Raw genomic sequence first — 24,083 nt, 5'->3', positions numbered from 1 at the left:
AGGCACTAGGTTTTGATCCTAGCATCCCCAGGTTCGAATCCTGGTACCCCAGCCATCTTCTAAACATATTCCCCTTTTAAAAAAACACCCAAATTTATAAAATATATTTCTAACTAACCTTTCCATACACCGTTAACCACAAATTCATTATTCATAACGTTAGCTTGTTGAAACCTAACCATTCAATATTTAATATCCTTTCTCAGGTTTGATCCCCAACTCGATCTATCTTTTATATTTTTATCATTTGATTTCATATAAATAGCGTAAATCTCTTTTCATAATCTGTTTTATTTAATACTGCAATTATAATTTAGCTAGCCCTTTGTCGTCCTGTTTCATTCCATATCAACATTTCGCATACATTATTTACCTTTACATAACTTTTCTGTCAATTATGTGACTTTAATCATTTCAATTTAACGAGCTAAAATGGTAATCTGCCCTCGAATTGTAGTTAGGTAAGATTAGTGGTAAGTAAAACCAAAACGTTTTCACCATTATAAATTTCTGTCCAATCTTCCATTCCCTAAAATCAGATCTCAAGCGCTAAAATTAGTTAAAAAACCTAATAATTATAAATTGCCATCACGCAATATTTTTACAGAGAAAATTTATGCGAAACATAATAAAACAACCATTATATAAAATCTTATATGTGCAGGTCATTGTTGCCATCGCGCTGGGTATCGCGTTAGGTCACTTTTACCCAGATATAGGAGAATCATTAAAACCGCTTGGTGATGCATTCATCAAAATCGTTAAAATGATTATCGCACCTGTTATCTTTTTGACTGTTGTTACTGGCATATCAGGCATGTCAAATATGAAGGCTGTGGGTAGCGTTGCGGGTAAATCAATGCTTTATTTCATTACCTTCTCCACGATTGCATTGGTTATCGGTCTTATCGTTGCCAATATTATCCAACCGGGTTCAGGTTTGAATATTGATCCCGCAACGCTAGATAGCAGCAAGGTTGCTGGCTATGTAGCAAAAGCACATGAATCATCCATTGTGGGCTTTTTGATGAATATCATTCCTGATACGGTTATCAGCCCATTGGTGAATGGTAATATTTTACAAGTTCTATTTATTGCGGTTATTTTTGGATTAGCGTTAGCAGCTACGGGTAAGCACGGAGAGCCAATCGTCCAACTGCTGCAAAACTTCTCTGAGCCAGTCTTCAAAATGGTTGCGATGTTGATGAAACTAGCACCTATTGGGGCATTTGGTGCGATGGCCTTTACTATCGGTAAATATGGAATTTCATCCATCGGCAACCTAATGATGCTGATCATGACTTTCTACATCACTTCTTTATTATTTATTTTGGTTGTCCTTGGCGCTGTCGCGAAATACAACGGTTTCTCAATTATTGATTTGATTAAATATATCAAAGATGAATTGTGGCTTGTGCTAGGGACTTCTTCTTCGGAAGCGGCATTACCAAGTCTGATGAGAAAAATGGAACACGCAGGTTGTGAGAAATCGGTTGTTGGATTAGTGATACCAACCGGATATTCATTTAACCTCGATGGTACCAATATCTACATGACCATGGCGGCGCTTTTTATTGCGCAAGCGACTAATATCGAGCTCACTATCTGGGAACAAGTTTCATTGTTACTGGTTGCAATGATAAGTTCTAAGGGTGCAGCAGGTGTCACCGGCGCAGGTTTTATCACCTTAGCCGCTACATTGATGGTTGTGCCAAGTATCCCAGTTGCAGGTATGGCGCTGATACTCGGTATCGACCGTTTCATGTCTGAGTGTCGTGCGTTGACCAACTTAGTCGGAAACGCTTGTGCGTGTATCGTTGTGGCTCGTTGGGAAAAAGAGTTAGACACTGAAAAATTAGCGCATGCATTTTCAGCTAAAAATGAAACTCTCGACTCAGTTCTTACTGAAGAAAGCACCATCAGTACTAGTGTAAAAGACACTTCAACTGTTGAACTTCCTAATAATAAATAACATCTATTAAACTAAAATAAGCCGCAATTGCGGCTTATTTTTTATATCAAAAAACAATTAACTACAAACCTAATGCATATTTCAGCGCAAGTTTCTTTGCCTCGCCCGCTCTTTGCGCAGCCATCAATCCTAGGTTTCTCAGTATTTTCAAGCCCGCTATATTTTCACTAAATGCCATATAGAAAATATCCATACCTGCTTGCATGACTAAATTATCCGGTAAACGTCGACGCTGATAACGTTTTAAAACGTCCAAACTAGACCACGGCTCAAGATATTCTCGCGCACGGCTTACTACACTTAAAAGTGCATCCACATCACGATAACCAAGATTAACCCCCTGTCCTGCAAGTGGATTAATGGTATGCGCTGCATCGCCTATCAATGCTAATCCATCAATAACATAGCGATTAGCATGATGGCGTGTTAATGGGAATGCGCCTGAGGCAATTACAGAGACAGGACCTAAACGCTCAGGAAACGCACCACACACGGCGTCATTGAGTTGTTCTACGGTCATTGCCTGTAATCTTCTGATTTTCGCTGGACTGTCATACCAGACCAATGAGGCCCAATTATCATATAGTGGTAGAAATGCTCTTGGCCCTGAAGGGAAAAATTGCTGCCACGTTTTATCTTGCTGCGGTTGTGCCGTTTGTATCGTAATTAACATACACGACTGACGATACTGCCAACCACGGCTACCAATACCCGCCAATTTACGAACCTGAGAGTTAGCACCATCTGCGCCGACGACTAATTTTGTCTGTAGCTCCCGATTATCATCAAGCTCAACCATCCACTCTTTTTGCCCTTTCGGTTGAGACAAGTTAATCAACTGAGCAGGGCAAATAATCTCGAGATTGCTATATTTTTCACATTCCTGCCACAAGGCTAATTGCAAAACGCGATTTTCAACCATAAAGCCCAGTTCGGGTAACCCTAAACTTTGAGCATCAAAAATCACATTACTGCCCGGCTCTTCCCATGTTTCGAGTGCTCGATAAGGCGCACTGCGCATCGACTCAACATGTTGCCATGCACCTAATTGTTTAAGTAATTCAACTGATGAGCTGCTGATAGCTGAGATACGAACATCTGGCGCACTTTGTGAATCAAAGGCGCCAGGTTTTGCTTTTTCAAGTAAAGCGACTCGCAGTCCTTCTTGGGCAAAACCCAATGCTGCCGCTGCGCCGGTCATTCCTGCGCCAACAACGACAACATCATAAAATTCTGTTAATTTATTCATCATGTTAGCTACTGTTAACTGTTTGATTTATGTAGTGTACCGAAAAATTGTTCCCCTCACAGGGAATATCTGCGCCTGAACGCTAGTCACTGATGCCGCAAATGAATACAATACTCGTCAATGTTTAAAACAATAGGCGAATAGCCTGCCCTTAAATACCTCGTAATGATATTATTTAGACAATGCGATTACAGGGTAAATGTTGCATTTACATCATCATTTCATGATGTCTATACACGAAATAATTCAAGATGCGTGTAGGCACCATCTAATGATAACACCCCTACAACTCGAAGTATGACGGGTATATGAAATAAATGCATACAAGCTCTCATAATAGGGTAGGACTTTGGATTTACAACGCGTTTCGGAGTCCATTACTTGCCACTTCGAAAACACCGGATACACGACATGTCGACGAATAAAAAGTTATATATTAAAACTTGGGGTTGCCAGATGAATGAGTATGACTCATCCAAAATGGTTTCTTTATTAGAAAATACCCACGGATATCAGTTAACTGATATTCCAGAAGAAGCTGACCTTTTGTTGCTAAACACCTGCTCTATCCGTGAAAAAGCGCAGGAAAAAGTTTTTCATCAATTAGGCCGCTGGAAGTTTTTCAAAGATAAAAACCCCGATATTATTATCGGTGTTGGCGGCTGTGTCGCATCACAAGAAGGTGATTTTATTCGCCAACGTGCGCCCAGTGTAGATATCGTCTTTGGCCCACAGACACTTCACCGCTTACCTGAAATGATTAATCAAGTTCAAGGTACTCGTAGTCCTGTTATTGATATCAGTTTCCCTGAAATTGAAAAATTCGACAATCTACCTGAACCTAAAGCAGATGGCCCAACCGCCTACGTTTCCATTATGGAAGGCTGCAATAAATACTGCACATTCTGCGTTGTTCCTTACACTCGTGGTGAAGAAGTCAGCCGTCCTTGTGATGATATTTTGTTTGAAATTGCACAATTAGCAGCGCAAGGCGTACGCGAAGTCAATTTATTAGGTCAAAATGTAAATGCCTATCGCGGTGCTACTTTTGACGGTGAAATTTGCTCATTTGCAGAATTACTACGTCTCGTTGCCGCTATCGATGGTATTGACCGTGTCCGCTTTATGACAAGCCATCCTATTGAATTTACAGACGATATTATTGAAGTTTACCGAGACACACCAGAACTTGTCAGCTATTTACACCTTCCGGTACAAAGTGGCTCAGATCGTATTTTAACGATGATGAAACGGGCACATACCGCGCTAGAATTTAAAGCCATCATTCGTAAATTACGTGAAGCACGCCCAGGTATTCTGATTAGTTCTGACTTCATTGTTGGCTTCCCCGGCGAAACCACTGAAGATTTTGAAAAAACCATGAAACTGATTGCAGACGTTAATTTCGACATGAGTTTCAGCTTTGTTTACTCACCTCGCCCGGGTACGCCAGCAGCTGACTTACCTGATGACGTCAGCGAAGAAGAGAAAAAACAGCGTTTACATCTGCTACAACTTCGCATTAATCAGCAAGCCTTGAGCTTTAGCCGTGCAATGCTAGGTTCTGTTCAACGTGTTTTAGTTGAAGGAATTTCACGTAAAAATGTAATGGAAATCTCAGGTCGTACCGAGAACAGCCGTGTCGTGAATTTTGAAGGCACACCGGATATGATAGGTAAATTCGTCGATGTAGAGATTGTCGATGCCTTTGCCAACTCCCTACGCGGTAAAATTATCCGCACAGAAGATGAGATGGATTTACGCTCTCAAGAATCTCCGGCGTCTGTTATCGCACGTACCCGTAAAGAAGATGAGCTTGGTGTAAGTAACTACCAGCCTTAATGATAGGATACTCAGTGACCAATCAAAAAACGTTGCAAATCGCAACACAAGAAATTTTTTTAGAGCCCGCAGATAATCAACGTTTAATGAGCCTTTGCGGGCCATTTGACGATAATATCAAGCAGCTTGAACGTCGCCTCGCAATCGAAATTAATCGCCGTGATAATCGTTTCAAATTATCAGGTAAGCCGCTTAATATCCAAGCTGCGAGCAAGATTTTGCGTCAACTTTATGTTGATACCGCGCCCGTTCGTGGTGTGACACCAAACATTACCACTGAAAATATTCATTTAGCAGTAGTCGACAGCCGAGTGCTAGAGCAATCTGCCGATAGCGTTCCTGATTATGGTAAAGCAGTCAACATTAAGACCAAACGTGGTGTCATCAAGCCACGCACTCCAAATCAGGCGCAGTATATTGCTAATATTTTGGATCACGATATTACTTTCGGTATTGGTCCTGCGGGAACGGGTAAAACCTACCTTGCAGTTGCCGCAGCAGTCGATGCTTTAGAGCGTCAGGAAGTACGTCGTATTATGCTAACCCGCCCAGCGGTTGAAGCAGGTGAGAAACTCGGGTTTCTACCCGGTGATTTAAGCCAAAAGGTAGACCCTTATTTGCGCCCACTTTACGATGCACTGTTTGAAATGCTTGGTTTTGAAAAAGTTGAAAAGCTCATCGAGCGCAATGTTATCGAAGTGGCGCCATTAGCTTATATGCGTGGTCGTACGCTCAATGATGCATTTATTATTTTAGATGAGAGCCAAAATACCACCATCGAACAGATGAAAATGTTTTTAACCCGCATTGGTTTTAACTCAAAAGCGGTTGTTACTGGTGATATTACACAAGTCGATTTACCTCGTGGCAGTAAATCAGGTCTAAAACACGCGATAGAAGTGCTATCCGATGTGGATGACCTCAGTTTTAATTTCTTCCATAGTGAAGATGTTGTGCGCCATCCAGTGGTAGCGAAAGTTGTAATTGCCTATGAAGCATGGGAAGAACAAGACAATAAACGCCGTCAACAGCTAAGAGAAGAAAAAGAACAAAGAGAATTTGAAAGGCAGGAAACTAACTAAATGAGCAACGTTATTCTTGATTTACAAATAGCTTGTGAAGATGCGGAAGGTTTACCTTCCGTAGCCTTGTTTCAACATTGGCTAGAAGCTGTTTTGCCTAAATTTCAAGCAGAAAGTGAAGTTACGATCCGCATAGTTGATGAAGCAGAAAGTCATCATTTAAATCTAACATATCGAGGAATGGATAAGCCCACAAATGTGCTTTCATTTCCTTTTGAAGCACCACCTGAAATCGAGCTATCTTTATTAGGTGATTTAATTATTTGTCGTCAGGTCGTTGAAAAAGAAGCAATGGAACAACAAAAAACTACCGAAGAGCATTGGGCTCATATGGTGGTGCATGGTTGTTTGCATTTACTTGGCTATGACCATATTGAAGATGATGAAGCAGAAGAAATGGAAACATTAGAAACTGAAATTCTCGCTGAACTAGGCTATGCCGACCCCTATCTTGCAGAAAAAGAATGATCTAACTATAATTTTTCAAGAACTGCTTTAAAAATAAAGCATTTTTTTACAAAAAACTGACTGGATTTCTCATGATAAACAGTCAGTTTTATGCTAAAAAGTATATATAAACTATTTTATTAACTAACCGATATTCTAAGTACTTCAATAATATATCTAAGCGCAGCAAAAACGCTGAGAGTAGCCAATAACGCTACAGTTCGAAAGTTGACGAGTCAATACTCTAAATAATTCGAATTGTAGCTAGGCCGGCAAGCGAAGATATCCCGATGAACATATATAAATATGTGATTCGGGTAGCTGAGAGTAGCCAACAACGCTACAGTTTGAAGTATGACGAGTATAAACTGAGGAATAAGAAATTAACCGCCATGAGCGACGATAACTCTTCGAGTAACGATAACCCTGGCCCTAAGAAAGGGTTCTTTGCACTTTTAAATCACCTTTTCCACGGTGAACCTAAAAATCGTGATGACTTAGTCGAATTCATTCGCGACTCTGAACAAAACGATTTAATCGATCCTGATACCCGAGAAATGCTTGAAGGTGTGATGGATATTGCGGATCAACGCGTACGCGACATCATGATCCCGCGCTCCCAAATTGTTACCTTAAAACGTAATCAAACACTTGATGAGTGCCTTGATGTCATTATCGATTCCGCACACTCACGCTTTCCGGTGATCAGTGAAGATAAAGATCATATTGAAGGGCTATTGATGGCAAAAGATTTACTGCCATTTATGCGTACAGACGCCGAACCTTTCAGTATTGATAAAGTGTTACGTCAAGCGGTTGTTGTACCTGAAAGTAAACGAGTAGACCGTCTACTCAAAGAATTTCGCTCTCAACGCTACCACATGGCTATCGTTATTGATGAGTTTGGTGGTGTGTCTGGCTTAGTCACCATCGAAGATATTCTTGAATTAATCGTGGGTGAAATTGAAGATGAATATGATGACCAAGGTGACGTCGATGTACGTCAATTAAGCCAACATTCATATTCAGTTCGCGCCTTAACGCAAATTGAAGACTTCAATGACACTTTCGGCACTAATTTTAGTGATGATGAGGTTGATACTGTTGGTGGTTTGGTGATGCAAGCATTCGGACATTTACCTTCTCGAGGTGAAAGCATCACGATCGGCAATTATCAGTTTAAAGTCGCCATGGCTGACAGTCGTCGAATTCTCCTATTGCATGTGAAAATTCCTGACGATGCCCCAATTCCTACTTTGGAAGAAGAACAGGCTTAATGAACTTACCGTCAATCTATCAAAGCCAGTGGTTACGACTGCTTCTGGCTTTATTATTCGGGGCCAGTGGAACACTGGCTTTTTCGCCTTTTGATCTCTGGCCTGCTGCGCTTCTGTCCATTTTATTTCTCCAACTATTAACGTTACAAAGAAATGCGAAGCAATCTTTTGCTATCGCATTTGCGTGGGGATTTGGTTTATTCGGTAGTGGTGTCAATTGGGTTTACGTCAGTATCGCTGACTTTGGTGGCATGCCTGAAGCCGTCAATATATTTATCGTTATCTTATTGGCGGCATATTTAGCTTTATATCCGGGGCTATTTGGTGCATTACTTGCTCGCTTATCACCAAACCCAAATATCTGGCGATTTGCCTTTGCTGCCCCCGCACTTTGGCAATTAACTGAATTTTTACGTGGTTGGGTTCTCACCGGTTTTCCTTGGTTACAATTTGGTTATAGTCAAATCGATGGACCGATGAAAAGTTTGGCACCGATATTTGGTGTTGAAATGATGACGTTACTGTTATTTAGCATCAGCGGACTTTTGGCTCTCGCCATTGTTCGTAAGAAGTTTATCGCGCTCGCGGCAGCCGCAGTAATCTTATTTGCGCCACTACTTATTAAAAATGTTCAATGGTTCACCCCACTTGAATCAAACAAAATGCAAGTTGCATTAGTGCAAGGCAATATTCCCCAATCAATGAAGTGGGAAGCCGGATTCTTGCAGCAGACCAAAGATACCTATATGGCACTTTCTAGGCCTTATATTGGTAAAGCGTCATTAATTATTTGGCCTGAATCGGCAGTACCTTCTGTCGAATTAGATAATCAAGTTTGGTTAAAATCTCTTGATAAGCTGCTACTCGAATCGAATACTCAATTAATTACTGGGATCGTCGATGCTAGGCCTATCGATGGTGAGTATGAATTTTATAACACTATCATTGTACTTGGTGATAAGAAACCGTATCTCTATCCGTCTAAAAATCGCTATAACAAACATCACCTAGTCCCTTTTGGTGAGTTTGTACCATTAGAGGATATTTTAAGACCAATTGCGCCTTTCTTTAACTTGCCAATGTCAGGTTTTAGTCGCGGTGATTACGAGCAAGCTCAGCTAGCCGTTGGTAATATTCATCTGACAGCCGCAATTTGTTATGAAATTATTTTGGGTTCCCAAGTTAGAGATAACTTTAAACCCGACACCGATTACTTACTGACAATTTCGAATGATGCGTGGTTTGGACAATCAATCGGTCCATGGCAACACTTTCAAATGGCGAGAATGCGCTCTCTAGAACTTGGTCGTCCATTATTACGTTCAACGAATAATGGCATAACCGCAGTAGTTCGTGCTGATGGTACAATTCAAGATATGCTGCCACAGTTTAAAGCCGCCACACTTGCCACTGAAATTACACCAACAACGGGGCTAACCCCTTATGCACGTTGGAGTAACTACCCTATGTGGGGAGTAGTTGTTATTTTTGGTATTATTGGTTTTGCATTTAATCGACGCCAAAAACGTTAGTGTAGAATTGATTTAATTGATAATTGGTTAGATAAAATTAAAGCCTAAATTAGCATTATAGAATTACCCCCAATAATTAATTATCCAACTATTGGGGGGAATTCATTGAGTTGATGCAAAAAGGTCTCCAACCATAAGATTGCTCACCTTTTTATTTTAGAATGATGCAATCCACATGCGAGCTCTAAGTCCTAATGAGCTTGTCCAACCTGATGTAAAACTCACTAGCTCACCGTTATCGATAATCATAAATGTCGGTGTTGCACTTACACCAACAATATTAGCAAGCTGTCCATTGATGTCATTAATAACGGGGAATACTAAATCCTTTTTTTCCATTCCAGCCAATAATCGTGAAGTTTCCCCCGAACGAATAGCAATAGAAATAACGGGCACTCCTGATTTAGCTAAATCGGAAACCGTCGGCGAGGTAATTTTACAAATTCCACACCACGTTGCCCAAAAATAAACCAAAATAGGTTTTTCTTTACTCAGTTCAGCCAACGAAACCGTTTCACCACTCGCCAATGTTTGCGATTCCAATAATGCAGGGGCTAGGCTTTGCGGTTTACGCCAAAGATCCATCACTGTAAAAACAACAAATAAAATAATTGCTAAAACAATGAGTTCTTTAGACCACTTTTTTAGTCTAGTCATCATAATAATTAACCATTAATAAATTAAATTATTCAAATCATAGATACACTAAAGCCAAACATCTCAAAAAATGAATGTTTGAATATTGTACTAATATTTGAAATGCAACGAAGCTCCAACCCTCTAAGATTTATCCTCTAAATAATTAGAGTTGTAGGATTCTCTATAAATTTATCCTCTAAATAGTTCGAGTGGTAGGTAGGCGGCAAGTAAAACTAAGCCCTAGGAGCATACATAAGTATGTGACTAGGGTTAGTTAAGCGCAGCCAACACCCCTACCGCTCGAAATATGACGAGGATTCAATTCTCTAAATAGTTCGAGTGGTAGGTAGGCGGCAAGTGAAACTAAGCCCTAGGAGCATACATAAGTATGTGACTAGGGTTAGTTAAGCGCAGCCAACACCCCTACCGCTCGAAATATGACGAGGATTCAATTCTCTAAATAGTTCGAGTGGTAGGTAGGCGGCAAGTGAAACTAAGCCCTAGGAGCATACATAAGTATGTGACTAGGGTTAGTTAAACGCAGCCAACACCCCTACCGCTCGAAATATGAAGAGGATTTATTTGAGCTTAGCCAGCTGCTCCTTAACTATGCTCTCAAACTGCTGAGCATCAATCGCTCCGGGGATCAACTCATCGCCCACCAATGTTGCTGGCGTTCCGTTTACACCTAGTTTCTCTGCTAACATCATATTACTGCGAATGCCTTCACGACTCTTATCACTAGCTTTGAGGTTTTCATTGCCTGTGGCTTTGAGCGCTTCTTTGATATTTGCATCCGTTAGCATGCCTTGCTTTTGCATAAACTTATGATGCAGTGCTTCAAACGCTTTTGGATTTTCTTGCCATAGGGTCATTACTAGTTGAGAGGACTCTAAAGAAGTTTGTCCTTTGAATGGCAAATATTTGATGACCACTGCAACATCTGGATTCTTTTCCACCAGCTCAATTAATTGTGGATCAAAGCGCTTACAGAATGGACAGTTAAAATCAGTAAAGTTAACAAGAACAAGCTTTGCATCCTTTGATCCAATTCGTGGACTTGTTGGATCATTAAATAACGCATTGTGCTCTTCTTTGAGCGTTGTTTTCATTTGAGCTTGTTGCTTTTCACCTTGCTTAGCTTGTAACGCTGCTATTGCCTCTTCGAGGATCTCTGGATTTTCAACTAAGGTATCACGAACCAATTTACGAACTTGTGCTTCTTGATCTGCCGTTAATGGAGCCGCATGCGCGGTTGCACCTAGCATTAGCGATGAGAATAGAACAGCTAAAATTGTTTTTTTCATTTTTCGGCTCCTTTGGCCTCTTTCATAATTGATAATAATGATTCACGATCAAGTATCGTTGACAGTATTTTTCCCTCTGTCAAATTAGGGCCATAAATTTGATTAAATGGAACCGCGACTTGCCCACGCTTTTGTAAAAATGCAGTAATTTCAGGTGATGGTTTAGTCCAATCACCTCTTAATGCAACAATGTCGGGCGCACTCAATGCTTGCTGAACTTCATCTCTTAGCAATACATTATATTTATTTGCCTTACAGGTTACGCACCAATCAGCAGTAACATCAATAAATACACGCTTATTGTCAGACAACGCTTGCACAATCGCTTGCTCAGTTAATGGCTGCCAGTTAACACTGTCTTTAACCATAGACTGACTTCCACTTTTTTGCTCAAGGACCATCCAGCTAAAACCACTCGCAAGCAATGCAAATACAATGAACGGAAGGATAGCTTTACGTAATCCATTATTTTTTGCGATAAATATGATTAATAAAACTAAAAAGGCAATCGCGATAACAAGTGTATAAGTTGCACCAAAATGAGGAATTAGTAAGCTTATTAACCATAAACTTGATATCAACATCATCATACCAAGTACAGCGCGTAGCTTACTCATCCAAGCACCAGGCTTTGGTAACAGTTTTGCAATAGCAGGAAAAGCAGCTATCAATAACCAAGGTAAACTCATCCCTAACCCGAGAGCGGTAAATATTAGCCATAGCTCACTCATTGGTGCCGCAAGTGCGAATGCTACCGCCGTTCCCAAAAAAGGTGCTGAGCACGGTGTTGCCAGTAAGGTCGCAAAAACGCCTTGCCAGAAATGCCCTCTATTACCATGACCACCCGCGGTAGCTAAACGCGTATTCGTCTTACTTCCGAGATTAATTTCAAATAAGCCAAATAGATTAGCGGTAAAGAGTGCAGTAACTAACACCATAAATCCAATAAACCACGGGTTTTGAAATTGAATTCCCCAACCAACCGCTTGTTGACCGACTCTCAATAGCGTCATTAACAGAGCAAGTAACCAGAAAGAAACAAGAATTCCGGATGAAGATAATAAGAATTGACGACGAATCGTTTTTTGCTCACCTTGAGGCACCATCAAGACAGAACCAAGTTTCATGGCGAGAACAGGTAAAACGCAAGGCATCAGGTTTAAAATAAGCCCACCGAGTATTGCAAATACGATTATCTGCCACAGTGGAATAGATGTCCCACCCTCTGATATACCTGAGCCAGTATAAGGTGTAACTTTGGCGATAATTTGTTGAGAAACATCACCATCAGTGACAACAAAAGAGATATCTTTACCGATTAAATTAGGCGATTCACCACCCCAATCATCATTCACTTCTATTGATGCGATTAAACTATTTCCTGATATTTTAATTTTGGGTACGCCAAGCGCTGCCCCGTCAATAACATCAGTGAAAATATTGGGTTTTCCCCACTCAGCATCAGTACTCTTTTGTAATTCAACAATTAACTTATTGCCCGAAAACCCAGCTAACACTTGTTCAACAAGGCCACTGGTTGGCGGTACGCCACCTTTGGCTTGATTGAAAGCCCAAGTAAAATCAGCAGAGACGGGTTCGGTTAAATCGAGTTCAAATGGATAGTCGGTCAAAATACAGACATTACTGCAAGTCGACAGTGTTAAAATGCCTGACAACTTGTCGAGCTTTTCGTCACTGGTGACGGTAATGGGAAAGACGATATCCCCCATGTAGCCTTGTGTTGATACACCAGCAACATCAAAGCGCCCCGGTGCTGGCCATTGCCAATCTACCGAGCTAACAGGTGATGTCCACTTAATTTCAGGTGCAACGCCCCCTTCTCCCGGTGAGCGCCAATAGGTCTTCCAACCCTCTTCTAACTTTACATCCAATAATATATCAATCTTGCCATTTTCTTGTGTCGAGCTTAGCAAGCGAACGTCCACATGCCTTGGGCTATTCTCGGTCATCCAACCTGTATTTGCAGGTTGTAACCAGCCCGTATCGGCAGCGTGTAAGCCACTCGAAAAAATAGCAAATAAAATAAATAACGTATTAATCAAAAAACGCATGTTTCCTCCAGAATAAATGATACCACCCAATTAAAAATCGTGGTTTTTTAATTCCGAAGATTACAAAACTGTAAGTGGCGCCGGACTCTGGGAGGGGCATGTTTCTCTTCACGATTTGCTCTATGTATAAATAGGTTAGTGCAAAAAATAGCTAATGCAGCCAAAGAAAGAAACACAAAGAAAAAAGGTTCAATGACCGCAGGTATCAATGTCATTAATGATTTAGCGCTGAGCTCACAGGTTGAAAGATTTGAGTCACTTTGACTTTGTTGTTCAGTATAGGAAAAAGAAGATTCAGCAGTCGATGACATTTGCACAACAGGCGTTGTTACAAAAAAATAGGCGAACAGACGTTCTCCGACGGCTCGTTGATTCATGCAAACCAATACCATCAGACAGGCGAGTAATACTAATCCATTGCCTAATTTAAAATGTCTGTTCATGCGTTTTTTCTATTTACTTTCCTGAAATTACAATCATTCGTTGCTTTTTATTTCAAATCATCAATCTATGCAAGTTACTTATCTATAAGCTAAATACAGGCTACATCTTACACAGCAAAACACCATGCACAAGTGGCATCATCTAACTTTACAAATACGCCTTATTTTTATTTAGTTTTATTCCTATCTTTATCTAAATTTAGGCACAGTAATTGCAACATGAACATTAGAAAACAAAAAGTGAGGATAATTTGCACTTTGTCAGTGCATGACTATCAATTTAAGGCACTTACTCACCATATTAGTGCAGTAATTCAAAAACTGCCCAAATAATATGCGAGATGGCTCCCGAATTTGAAACAATTCATTTTCATTATTTAACAAATTTAATTACTTTTTAACAATAATAAAACATATAGCCGATGACTGCAGTATTTATAAATCTGCGAAACATCAGCAAACACAACATAGCAAAGCCAAAATAATTCAAATTGCGGCCCCAAAGGCTACAAATTGAAATATAACAGTTATACACCGATGTTCTAAAGGAGCAGTAATTATGCGTATAAGTAAGCTTGTATTATCAATGATGATTTTGGGTGCTACCTGCGCAGTTCAAGCAGACGAATTAAACGGTACTTTGAAAAAAATTAAAGACAATGGCGTGATTGTTGTTGGTCATCGTGAGTCATCAGTTCCGTTCTCTTACTACGATAACAGCCAAAAAGTTGTCGGTTATTCACAGGATTACTCAAACGAAATCGTTGATGCTGTGAAAAAGAAACTCAACATGCCTGACTTAGACGTCAAACTTATTCCTATTACCTCACAAAATCGAATTCCTTTGCTTCAAAATGGAACTTTTGACTTCGAGTGTGGCTCAACCACAAACAACTTAGAGAGACAAAAACAAGCCGCATTCTCTAATACCATATTTGTAGTAGGTACTCGCTTACTAACAAAAAATGACTCTGGTGTTAAAGACTTTGCTGATTTAGCTGGAAAAAATGTAGTTGTTACCTCAGGAACCACTTCTGAAATTCTGCTTAATCAACTCAACGATGAAAAGAACATGAAAATGCGCATTATCAGTGCGAAAGATCATGGCGATTCATTCCGTACTTTAGAATCAGGTCGTGCTGTTGCATTTATGATGGATGACGCACTTCTTGCAGGTGAGCGCGCTAAAGCGAAAAAACCTGAAATGTGGGAAATTGTAGGCAAACCGCAAACAGAAGAAGCTTATGGCTGTATGTTGCGTAAAGACGACCCGCAATTCAAAGCGCTTATCGATGAAACTATTGCAAAAGCTCAAACATCAGGTACAGCAGAAAAATCCTTTGACCGTTGGTTTAACCAACCAATTCCACCTAAAAATCTTAATTTGAAATTTACCTTGTCTGATGAAATGAAAGCGCTATTCAAATCACCAAATGACAAAGCATTAAACTAATAAAAAGACAAACAGGGTGTTACTGAAGTAAGAGTTGCAAGGCGGTCGTTCCCGCCTTGCATCCTCTTCACAGTATTCGGGACAATCTAATTGCCCACAGGAAGTGAGATTATGTCTATCGATTGGAATTGGGGGATTTTCCTACAGGAAGCCCCGTTTGGGAATACCACCTACTTAGGGTGGCTAATATCTGGCTTTGAAGTTACTGTTACGCTTTCTATTTGCGCATGGATTATTGCGTTTTTAGTCGGCTCTTTCTTTGGTATTTTACGTACCGTACCTAATCGCTTTTTATCTTTCTTAGGCACCGCCTACGTTGAACTATTCCGTAATGTCCCGTTAATCGTTCAATTCTTTACTTGGTACTTAGTGGTTCCTGAGCTTTTACCAAAATCTATTGGCGATTGGTTTAAGATGGAATTAGACCCGAATTACCAGTTTTTCCTCTCATCCATGCTATGCCTTGGCTTGTTCACCGCTGCTCGAATGACCGAGCAAGTCAGTGCCGCTATTCAATCTCTACCTAGAGGGCAAAAAAGCGCAGCTTTAGCGATGGGGTTAACATTACCTCAAACTTATCGCTATGTATTACTGCCAAATGCCTATCGGGTTATTTTGCCACCTATGACATCTGAAATGCTGAATTTAGTCAAAAACTCAGCCATTGCATCAACAATTGGATTAGTGGATATGGCTGCGCAAGCAGGAAAATTGCTTGATTACTCCGCTCATGCATGGGAATCATTCACTGCAATTACATTAGGTTATGTCGGTATCAACGTTGTCATTATGATTTTAATGACTTTGCTTGAGCGTAAAGTTCGCTTACCTGGCACACTAGGAGGGCGATAAGATGATTTATGATTTTGATTGGAGCTCAATAGCACCAAGTATGCCATTTTTGATTGATGGCTTCATTGTAACTGCCAAAATTACTATAACTGCAATCGTAGTAGGGATTTTATGGGGAACTGTACTTGCAGTAATGAGACTATCTCGTTTTGCCCCTATTCGTTGGTTTGCAGCGCTGTATGTAAACACTTTCCGATCAATCCCTCTTGTCATGGTATTGCTATGGTTTTATTTAATCGTGCCTACCTTATTACAAAATGTTCTAGGCTTATCTCCAAAAAATGATATTCGTTTAATTTCAGCAATGATAGCCTTTTCCCTTTTTGAAGCTGCCTATTACTCCGAAATTATTCGTGCAGGTATTCAAAGTATCTCTAGAGGGCAAGCTTCAGCAGCACTCGCACTTGGTATGACACATATGCAAACCATGAGGCTGATTGTGTTACCTCAGGCATTTAAAGCCATGGTACCGTTACTACTAACTCAAGGCATTGTGTTGTTTCAGGATTCATCACTCGTCTATGTATTGAGTTTGACTGATTTCTTCCGCACCGCTACCAATATAGGTGAGCGTGATGGGACACAGGTAGAGATGGTATTATTTGCGGGTCTGGTGTACTTTATTTTCAGTTTTGGCGCTTCCATGTTAGTGAATTATCTTAAGAAAAGGACTGTTTCATGATAACCCTGAAAAATGTATCCAAATGGTATGGCCAATTTCAGGTGCTCACTGATTGCACAACTGAAGTCAAAAAAGGCGAAGTTGTGGTTGTTTGTGGCCCATCTGGTTCTGGTAAATCCACATTAATAAAAACAGTGAATGGTTTAGAACCTATTCAACAGGGTGAAATCTTTGTTAATGACATTCAAGTCAATAGTAAGAAGACTGACCTTGCAAAACTTCGCTCTAAAGTCGGCATGGTATTCCAACACTTTGAACTTTTTCCGCACCTATCTATTATTGAAAATTTAACACTGGCACAAGTTAAGGTGTTAAATCGAAATAAAAAAGAAGCGGAAGTAAAAGCGTTAAAGCTACTTGAGCGAGTAGGCTTATCAAGCCATGCAAATAAATTCCCTTCACAATTATCCGGTGGTCAGCAGCAACGTGTCGCCATTGCTCGTGCTCTGTGCATGGACCCTATTGCAATGCTATTTGATGAGCCAACTTCGGCACTTGATCCAGAAATGATCAACGAAGTACTCGATGTAATGGTTGAGCTAGCGAATGAAGGAATGACCATGATGGTGGTTACTCACGAAATGGGCTTCGCTAAAAAAGTCGCTAATCGCGTTATCTTTATGGATGAAGGCAAAATTGTTGAAGACAGTAAAAAAGAAGACTTTTTTGCTAATCCAAAAACGGACCGCGCCAAAGATTTCCTTGCTAAAATTTTGCATTAATTAATCTTTAACTATAATTAATTATTATTCATTGTAGTGGTGTTTATTTAAACACCACTACAACATAAAAGCCTATAATATCAATCCGTCCCCCTATCATCTAACATTTATAGTACTGTGTCGTTTAGACCATAAAATGATAAATAGATAATTCAATAATTAAAATATGACAGGCAACGTTGCTTAAGGCTTGTTGTTATTGGGCATGATCCGTTATGCTATAGCGATCTCATTCATAGAAAAGAAATTAACGCTACTTTTGTTGTAGCCTTTACTCGCCATAGGATTATCGGTGCCATGCAAGAACAATATCGTCCAGAAGATATAGAGCCTAAAGTACAGAGTCACTGGGATAAAAAAGAAACATTTAAAGTGACTGAAGACAACAGCAAAGAGAAATACTACTGCCTGTCCATGCTACCTTACCCTTCTGGCCGACTACACATGGGCCATGTGCGTAACTACACCATTGGTGATGTTATCTCTCGCTACCAACGAATGTTAGGCAAAAATGTACTTCAACCTATTGGTTGGGATGCATTTGGCCTGCCTGCTGAAGGCGCCGCAGTTAAAAATAACACGGCACCAGCACCTTGGACTTATGCCAATATCGATTACATGAAAGGCCAACTGAAAATGTTGGGCTTTGGTTATGATTGGAGCCGTGAAGTCACGACTTGTACACCTGAGTATTATCGCTGGGAACAATGGTTCTTTACTAAACTATATGAAAAAGGCTTAGTTTATAAAAAAACCTCAGCGGTTAACTGGTGTCCACACGACCTGACCGTCTTAGCGAATGAACAAGTGGTTGACGGCTGCTGCTGGCGCTGTGATACCCCTGTTGAGCGTAAAGAAATTCCGCAGTGGTTCATTAAAATCACCGATTATGCGGAAGAGCTACTTAACGATCTGGATAAACTGGAAGATTGGCCTGAACAAGTTAAGACGATGCAACGCAACTGGATTGGTCGTTCTGAAGGAACTGACATTACCTTTAATGTTGCTGATCGTGATGAAACTTTAACCGTTTATACCACTCGTCCAGATACCTTTATGGGCGCAACTTATGTTGCTGTTGCCGCAGGCCACCCTCTGGCACAAGAAGGTGCAGCTAACAATCCTGAACTTGCTAAATTTATTGATGAATGCCGTAATACCAAAACTGCCGAAGCAGAAATGGCAACGATGGATAAAAAAGGCATGGCGACTGGTCTTTATGTTATCCACCCATTAACACAAGAAAAACTCCCAATCTGGGTCGCAAACTTTGTCTTAATGGAATACGGCACTGGAGCAGTAATGGCAGTTCCTGCTCACGACCAACGTGACTGGGAATTTGCGCATAAATATAATCTGCCAATTAAAGGCGTTATTGCGGATGCAAATGGCAATGAGCCTGACTTGTCACAAGAAGCAATGACAGAAAAAAATTCCCTGATCAATTCAGGTGAGTTTAGCGGACTAAGCAATGAAGCGGGCTTTAATGCAATTGCCGATAAACTGGTCGCTATTGGTGTTGGCAAACGTAAAGTTAACTATCGCTTACGTGATTGGGGCGTTTCACGTCAACGTTATTGGGGCGCACCAATTCCAATGGCAACATTGGAAGACGGCACTGTCGTTCCAGTTCCAGAAGACCAACTTCCGGTTATTCTGCCTGAAGATGTCACCATGAACGGCATTACTAGCCCAATTAAAGCCGATCCTGAGTGGGCAAAAACCACGATTAACGGACAACCGGCTCTACGTGAAACAGATACCTTTGATACCTTCATGGAATCATCTTGGTACTATGCACGTTATACTTGTCCACAACATCAAGAAGGCATGTTAGATCCTGCGGCTGCAAACTACTGGCTGCCAGTAGATCAGTATATTGGTGGCATCGAACACGCTATCATGCACTTAATGTATTTCCGTTTCTTCCACAAATTAATGCGTGATGCAGGTTTAGTTAACTCTGATGAGCCAGCAAAACGCTTACTGTGTCAAGGCATGGTACTTGCGGATGCATTCTACTATACCGGCAGTGATGGTCATCGAGTTTGGATTTCACCGGCAGATGCTATCGTTGAACGTGATGAAAAAAATCGTGTTATTAAGGCAGTAGACAGTGAAGGCCATGAACTGGTTTATACCGGTATGAGCAAAATGTCTAAATCTAAAAACAATGGTATTGACCCACAGTTGATGGTTGAAAAATACGGTGCTGATACTGTTCGCTTATTTATGATGTTCGCAGCTCCACCTGAATTAACCCTTGAGTGGCAAGAATCGAGCGTTGAAGGTGCAAACCGCTTTGTGCGTCGTGTCTGGCGCCTAGTTCATGAACATTCACAAAAAGGTACAACACAACCTTTAGATATCAGTACATTGACAGCTGAACAAAAAGATTTACGTCGTGACCTACATAAAACTATCGCTAAAGTGACTGACGATGTGGGTCGCCGCTATGCATTTAACACTGCGATTGCTGCTGTCATGGAATTCATGAATAAATTAGTCCGTGCACCTCAAGAAACAGAGCAAGATCGCGCCCTGATCCAAGAATCACTTGAAGCAATTACATTAATGCTATCACCAATTATCCCACACGCTTGTTTCGAAATGTGGCAAGCACTTGGTCATAATGAAGATATTGATTTTGCTCAGTGGCCTATTGCCGATGAAAAAGCCATGATTGATGACACCAAACTGGTTGTTGTCCAAGTTAATGGTAAAGTTCGCGGCCGTATCACTGTCCCTGCAGATGCTAATCAAGATTTCGTTCTTGAAATGGCATCACAAGAGGCCAGCGTTACAAAATACCTCGAAGGCGTTAATATTCGCAAAGTTATTTATGTTCCAGGTAAATTACTGAACTTAGTTGTTGGCTGATAAGGAGGCCAGGTGCGTTATCTGATAACTTTACTATTAAGCCTGTCGGTGCTAGTCACCGCAGGTTGTGGTTTTCGTCTACAAGGGACTACGCAAATTCCTGAAGAATTGAAAACGCTACAACTGAGTTCAAATGATCCTTATAGCTATCTCACCAGAGCATTAAGGGAACAACTTAGACTAAATAACGTCACAATCCTTGAAAATGGTAGTGCAAGTGTACCTATTTTGAAAATTACAACGTCATCTGAAAAAACAGAAACAGTGTCGATTTATCAAGATGGTAAGGCTGCGGAGAAACAACTGACTTTTGTCATGAATGCGCAAGTATTAATGCCAGATGGCTCAATTTATCCGATACAAAGTCAGGTTGAACGAACCTTCTTTGATAACCCATTAGAAGCGCTTGCAAAAGATGCTGAAAATGAATTGGTTAAACAAGAAATGCAGCAACAAGCCGCACGTATCTTAGTCCGTAAATTGTTGGTTGTTCATACGGCCGAGCTTGAAAAAACGAAAGCCAAAGCTGCTGAGCCAGTTTCTACACCATAATGACGCGTATTTATCCTGAACAGCTGGCCTCTTCGTTGCAAGAGTCTCTTAGAGGCCGCTATTTAATTTGGGGCAATGAGCCCCTTCTTATTCAAGAAAGCCAAGATGCCATTCGTAAAGCGGCACAACTACAAGGCTTTGAAGAACATTTTGTCTTTTCATTAGAGCAAAATACTGACTGGGATGAGATTTTTAGCCTCTGTCAGGCACTTAGCTTATTCGCTAGCCGTCAAACACTCACTTTGTTTTTACCTGAAAATGGGGCTAATGCAGCGATGGCGGAAAAGCTAATTCAATTAGCTCAGCTACTTCACCCTGATTTGCTGTTAATCTTACGTGGTCATAAACTCACTAAAGCACAAGAAAATAGTGCTTGGTTTAAAGCCATTAGCCAAGATAGTATTTATATCAGTTGTTTAACACCTGAATATCAACGGCTACCTCAGTGGGTATCTAAGCGTGCTTACAGTATGCAACTAACAATAGATACTGAAGCAAATCAACTATTATGTTATTGCTACGAAGGCAATCTACTCGGGCTAGCTCAAGCACTCGAACGGTTATCATTACTTTACCCCGATGGTAAATTAACCTATCCCCGCGTTGAAAATGCAGTCAATGACTCCGCTCATTTTACTCCATTCCATTGGGTTGATGCACTGCTAGCCGGAAAATCTCGTCGTTCATGGCACATTTTAGAACAACTTCGACAAGAAGATGTCGAGCCTGTCATTCTTCTTCGTTCTATTCAACGTGAACTACTATTACTGATTACCTTAAAACGTCAATCAAAGGTCACGCCGCTAAAAACCTTGTTTGATCAACACAAGGTCTGGCAAAACCGTCGTGGGCTATTAGGCGAAGCATTGCAACGTTTGAGTTTGCAACAATTACAATCAGCATTAAAATTACTCACCCAAGCTGAAATACATATCAAACAAGATTTCAGCCATTCTGCATGGCCCGACCTTCAGACTTTATCCATGTTATTATGCGGCAAAGCACTGGCAGAAAACTTCATTCATAATTTATAAGCTGTCATAACTCGTACACTTTCATAATCTACAGATAAGACGATTGGCAAACTAATGATGACAAATAATCAGCAAGGCCTTCAGGCGTTATTTGGTGGAACTTTTGACCCCATTCATTATGGGCACTTACGTCCGGTTGAAGCACTTGCTAAGCAAGTCAATTTGCAAAAAGTCATTTTATTACCAAATCATGTCCCCCCTCATCGCCCCCAGCCTGAAGCAAGCCCAATGCAGCGGCTCGAAATGGTGCGATTAGCGATTCAAGGCAATCCTTTATTTACTATTGACACTCGTGAACTCGAAAAGAATTCGCCATCATACACTCTTGAAACTTTAATTGCGTTTCGCCAAGAATTGGGTCCAAGGCAACCTCTTGCCTTCATTATTGGTCAAGATTCGTTACTATCAATTCATACATGGTATGGGTGGGACAAGTTATTAGATAACTGTCATTTATTGGTTTGTTCACGCCCCGGTTATGCGACCCATTTTACCGATCCCACTATGCAAAATTGGCTACAGCAACATAAAACGGAAAACCCAGACCAATTACGCCATACTCCCCATGGTTATATCTTTTTAGCCGACACACCTCTCGTCAACATTTCAGCCACTGAAATACGTCAAAATTTAAGCGCGGGTTTAAATTCAGAGAAATCATGTAATGAATTAATCCCAGAAGCGGTCATGAACTATATTAAGCAACAACATTTGTATCAGAAATAGGGTAACTCTCTGACCTGTTCGCAGTTTGGATACGGTTCAAAATAATATTGAGCACTCAAATAATTATCTGGATATTGATTCAGTAATTGTCGTAGCATAGCCAAAGGTAAATTTAGGGATATATTCCCTTCTCGATACTCATCAATCAAACATAATAGGTGTTTTTTTTCATCTTTAGTCGCCTTATGTTTAAAATATCCTTGAATATGGCTCAGTGCATTTATCTGTATATTTCTTGCGGGTGTTTGCGACAAAATGGTCATTAGCTGAGTTTTATATTCAATCAGAAAATTATTTAACTGACTAAGTTCATTTCTTTTACTGCTAATATTTGCAACACTTTTACCTGTTAATTGATAACCTTTTGGCGAGTATGCCATTATTAAATATTTGTATCGGCTATGAAATTGAATGATTTCATGATGAGTCAAATGGAGCGATAATTGCGCTAATCGCAGTAAGGTGTGAATCTGAATTAAAAATCGATCAAGATGTTCAGGGCTCTGCCATTCATCATCAATCAAAATCGGCATATTTTCAGGAAAACTTACCCGCTGCTGCTCATAAACACCGCTGCTACAAATAATACCAACACCATCAAACTCGTTACCGACCGAAATATCCTGAGGCACTAATTCAAAAAATGAAGCTGTTAACTGCTGAACTTGTTCGGATGGAAAATTTATTTCACCTAATAGAATAATTTTTTGTTTTATTAATTGCACAATGTCCCTCTTATCCTAAAATACGTTTAGAGCATAAAAATAGTGGTTAACTTTGTAAAGTTAATACAAATTCCTTGCTCAAATGACGAGATATCCCTATAAATTCCCAACCACGACGAATAAAAAATAATTTAGCCGATTTTTATTAAAATCTAGGGTAAAATGGCTGCGCTTTAAATGGGGCTAATCCCTCACTCACAGCCTTACTATAAGCTATATTTTGCTTTAAGCTGTATTTAACATGATATTTTGTCAATTTGATTAAAAGGTGAACCTTTTGCAAGGAACTGAACTCCAAAAATTTATAATCAACCAACTTGATGATGCTAAAGCTGAAGATATCATCACTATTGATGTTCATGAAAAATCAAGTATTACTGACCAGATGATTATCTGTTCAGGAACATCAAGCCGCCATGTAATGTCTGTAGCCGATAGATTAGTTGACGCTTGCCGTAAAAATGGTCTGATACCTCTAGGCGTTGAAGGACAAGGCGTTTCTGATTGGGTTATTGTTGATCTTGGCGAAGCTATCGTGCACATCATGCAAGACGAAAGCCGTCGCATGTATGAACTCGAAAAGCTTTGGAGCTGA

Annotated in this window: 21 protein-coding genes; 15 read left to right on the top strand and 6 right to left on the bottom strand. The window is 40.4% G+C overall.

The annotated features are described in order from the left end of the window. Window positions 1-616: 616 nt before the first annotated feature. The gene (locus ACTH6U_RS16965; protein ID WP_441832693.1) at window positions 617-1,972 is read left to right on the top strand and encodes a dicarboxylate/amino acid:cation symporter; all 1,356 of its coding nucleotides are present in this window, start codon (window positions 617-619) and stop codon (window positions 1,970-1,972) included. Window positions 1,973-2,033: 61 nt separating this feature from the next. On the opposite strand, the gene ubiF is transcribed toward ACTH6U_RS16965, so the two are convergent. Next, window positions 2,034-3,221, bottom strand: coding sequence for a 3-demethoxyubiquinol 3-hydroxylase (ubiF, locus tag ACTH6U_RS16960; RefSeq protein WP_441832695.1), 1,188 nt, complete (start codon window positions 3,219-3,221; stop codon window positions 2,034-2,036). Between the two features lie 411 nt (window positions 3,222-3,632). Between ubiF and miaB the strand changes: the two genes are divergently transcribed. The 5 genes from miaB to lnt all read left to right on the top strand — a co-directional run bounded on the left by miaB (window position 3,633) and on the right by lnt (window position 9,401). Beyond that, window positions 3,633-5,063 (top strand): tRNA (N6-isopentenyl adenosine(37)-C2)-methylthiotransferase MiaB, encoded by a 1,431-nt coding sequence (miaB, locus tag ACTH6U_RS16955; protein ID WP_441832692.1) that lies wholly within the window; start codon window positions 3,633-3,635, stop codon window positions 5,061-5,063. A gap of 86 nt (window positions 5,064-5,149) precedes the next feature. Next, the gene (locus ACTH6U_RS16950; RefSeq protein ID WP_294105082.1) at window positions 5,150-6,145 is read left to right on the top strand and encodes a PhoH family protein; all 996 of its coding nucleotides are present in this window, start codon (window positions 5,150-5,152) and stop codon (window positions 6,143-6,145) included. Next, window positions 6,146-6,613, top strand: coding sequence for an rRNA maturation RNase YbeY (gene ybeY / locus ACTH6U_RS16945; protein WP_441832691.1), 468 nt, complete (start codon window positions 6,146-6,148; stop codon window positions 6,611-6,613). It abuts the gene before it with no gap. 371 nt (window positions 6,614-6,984) lie between these two features. Continuing rightward, window positions 6,985-7,869: a CNNM family magnesium/cobalt transport protein CorC gene (gene corC / locus ACTH6U_RS16940; protein ID WP_441832694.1), complete on the top strand. Its 885-nt coding sequence runs from the start codon at window positions 6,985-6,987 to the stop codon at window positions 7,867-7,869. Next, on the top strand, window positions 7,869-9,401 hold the full coding sequence (gene lnt / locus ACTH6U_RS16935) for an apolipoprotein N-acyltransferase (protein ID WP_441832690.1): 1,533 nt from the start codon (window positions 7,869-7,871) through the stop codon (window positions 9,399-9,401). The genes corC and lnt overlap by 1 nt, the downstream gene beginning before the upstream one ends. A 156-nt stretch (window positions 9,402-9,557) precedes the next feature. Here lnt and ACTH6U_RS16930 read toward each other — a convergent pair whose 3' ends face one another. The 4 genes from ACTH6U_RS16930 to ACTH6U_RS16915 form a co-directional block, all read right to left on the bottom strand. Continuing rightward, window positions 9,558-10,058, bottom strand: coding sequence for a protein disulfide oxidoreductase (locus ACTH6U_RS16930; protein ID WP_294105084.1), 501 nt, complete (start codon window positions 10,056-10,058; stop codon window positions 9,558-9,560). 560 nt (window positions 10,059-10,618) lie between these two features. Continuing rightward, window positions 10,619-11,347, bottom strand: a complete 729-nt coding sequence (locus ACTH6U_RS16925; protein ID WP_294105010.1) for a DsbA family protein — start codon at window positions 11,345-11,347, stop codon at window positions 10,619-10,621. Next, window positions 11,344-13,419 (bottom strand): protein-disulfide reductase DsbD family protein, encoded by a 2,076-nt coding sequence (locus ACTH6U_RS16920; RefSeq protein ID WP_441832689.1) that lies wholly within the window; start codon window positions 13,417-13,419, stop codon window positions 11,344-11,346. The genes ACTH6U_RS16925 and ACTH6U_RS16920 overlap by 4 nt, the downstream gene beginning before the upstream one ends. A gap of 47 nt (window positions 13,420-13,466) precedes the next feature. Next, the gene (locus tag ACTH6U_RS16915; RefSeq protein WP_441832688.1) at window positions 13,467-13,862 is read right to left on the bottom strand and encodes a metal resistance protein; all 396 of its coding nucleotides are present in this window, start codon (window positions 13,860-13,862) and stop codon (window positions 13,467-13,469) included. Window positions 13,863-14,421: 559 nt separating this feature from the next. Between ACTH6U_RS16915 and ACTH6U_RS16910 the strand changes: the two genes are divergently transcribed. From ACTH6U_RS16910 to nadD, 8 genes are all read left to right on the top strand, one after another. Further along, entirely contained in the window at window positions 14,422-15,315 is an 894-nt protein-coding gene (locus tag ACTH6U_RS16910) for an amino acid ABC transporter substrate-binding protein (protein ID WP_434719595.1), read from the top strand. Between the two features lie 111 nt (window positions 15,316-15,426). Then, the gene (locus tag ACTH6U_RS16905; RefSeq protein ID WP_441832687.1) at window positions 15,427-16,167 is read left to right on the top strand and encodes an amino acid ABC transporter permease; all 741 of its coding nucleotides are present in this window, start codon (window positions 15,427-15,429) and stop codon (window positions 16,165-16,167) included. A 4-nt stretch (window positions 16,168-16,171) separates the two neighbouring features. Further along, window positions 16,172-16,849, top strand: coding sequence for a glutamate/aspartate ABC transporter permease GltK (gene gltK / locus ACTH6U_RS16900; RefSeq protein ID WP_336429712.1), 678 nt, complete (start codon window positions 16,172-16,174; stop codon window positions 16,847-16,849). Beyond that, entirely contained in the window at window positions 16,846-17,571 is a 726-nt protein-coding gene (locus ACTH6U_RS16895) for an amino acid ABC transporter ATP-binding protein (protein ID WP_294105015.1), read from the top strand. Before gltK ends, ACTH6U_RS16895 begins: the two co-directional genes overlap by 4 nt. Window positions 17,572-17,868: 297 nt before the next feature. After that, window positions 17,869-20,451, top strand: coding sequence for a leucine--tRNA ligase (leuS, locus tag ACTH6U_RS16890; protein ID WP_336429689.1), 2,583 nt, complete (start codon window positions 17,869-17,871; stop codon window positions 20,449-20,451). Between the two features lie 12 nt (window positions 20,452-20,463). Continuing rightward, entirely contained in the window at window positions 20,464-21,003 is a 540-nt protein-coding gene (gene lptE, locus ACTH6U_RS16885) for an LPS assembly lipoprotein LptE (protein ID WP_294105018.1), read from the top strand. Continuing rightward, a complete protein-coding gene (gene holA, locus ACTH6U_RS16880) occupies window positions 21,003-22,037 on the top strand; it encodes a DNA polymerase III subunit delta (RefSeq protein ID WP_294105020.1) in 1,035 nt (344 codons plus the stop codon). Before lptE ends, holA begins: the two co-directional genes overlap by 1 nt. Before the next feature lie 57 nt (window positions 22,038-22,094). Beyond that, window positions 22,095-22,763, top strand: coding sequence for a nicotinate-nucleotide adenylyltransferase (nadD, locus tag ACTH6U_RS16875; RefSeq protein WP_294105089.1), 669 nt, complete (start codon window positions 22,095-22,097; stop codon window positions 22,761-22,763). Here the strand turns inward: nadD and ACTH6U_RS16870 are convergent. Continuing rightward, window positions 22,754-23,488: a YbgA family protein gene (locus ACTH6U_RS16870; RefSeq protein WP_336429693.1), complete on the bottom strand. Its 735-nt coding sequence runs from the start codon at window positions 23,486-23,488 to the stop codon at window positions 22,754-22,756. The genes nadD and ACTH6U_RS16870 overlap by 10 nt on opposite strands. 268 nt (window positions 23,489-23,756) lie before the next feature. Here ACTH6U_RS16870 and rsfS point away from each other — a divergent pair, with 268 nt between their 5' ends. Further along, complete coding sequence (rsfS, locus tag ACTH6U_RS16865; protein ID WP_336429695.1) at window positions 23,757-24,083, top strand: ribosome silencing factor; 327 nt, start codon at window positions 23,757-23,759, stop codon at window positions 24,081-24,083.

This window comes from Providencia sp. (assembly GCF_052096715.1).
Lineage (GTDB): Bacteria > Pseudomonadota > Gammaproteobacteria > Enterobacterales > Enterobacteriaceae > Providencia.
Note: the sequence above shows the minus strand (reverse complement) of the source record. Positions and strands in the feature narration are given on the sequence as shown.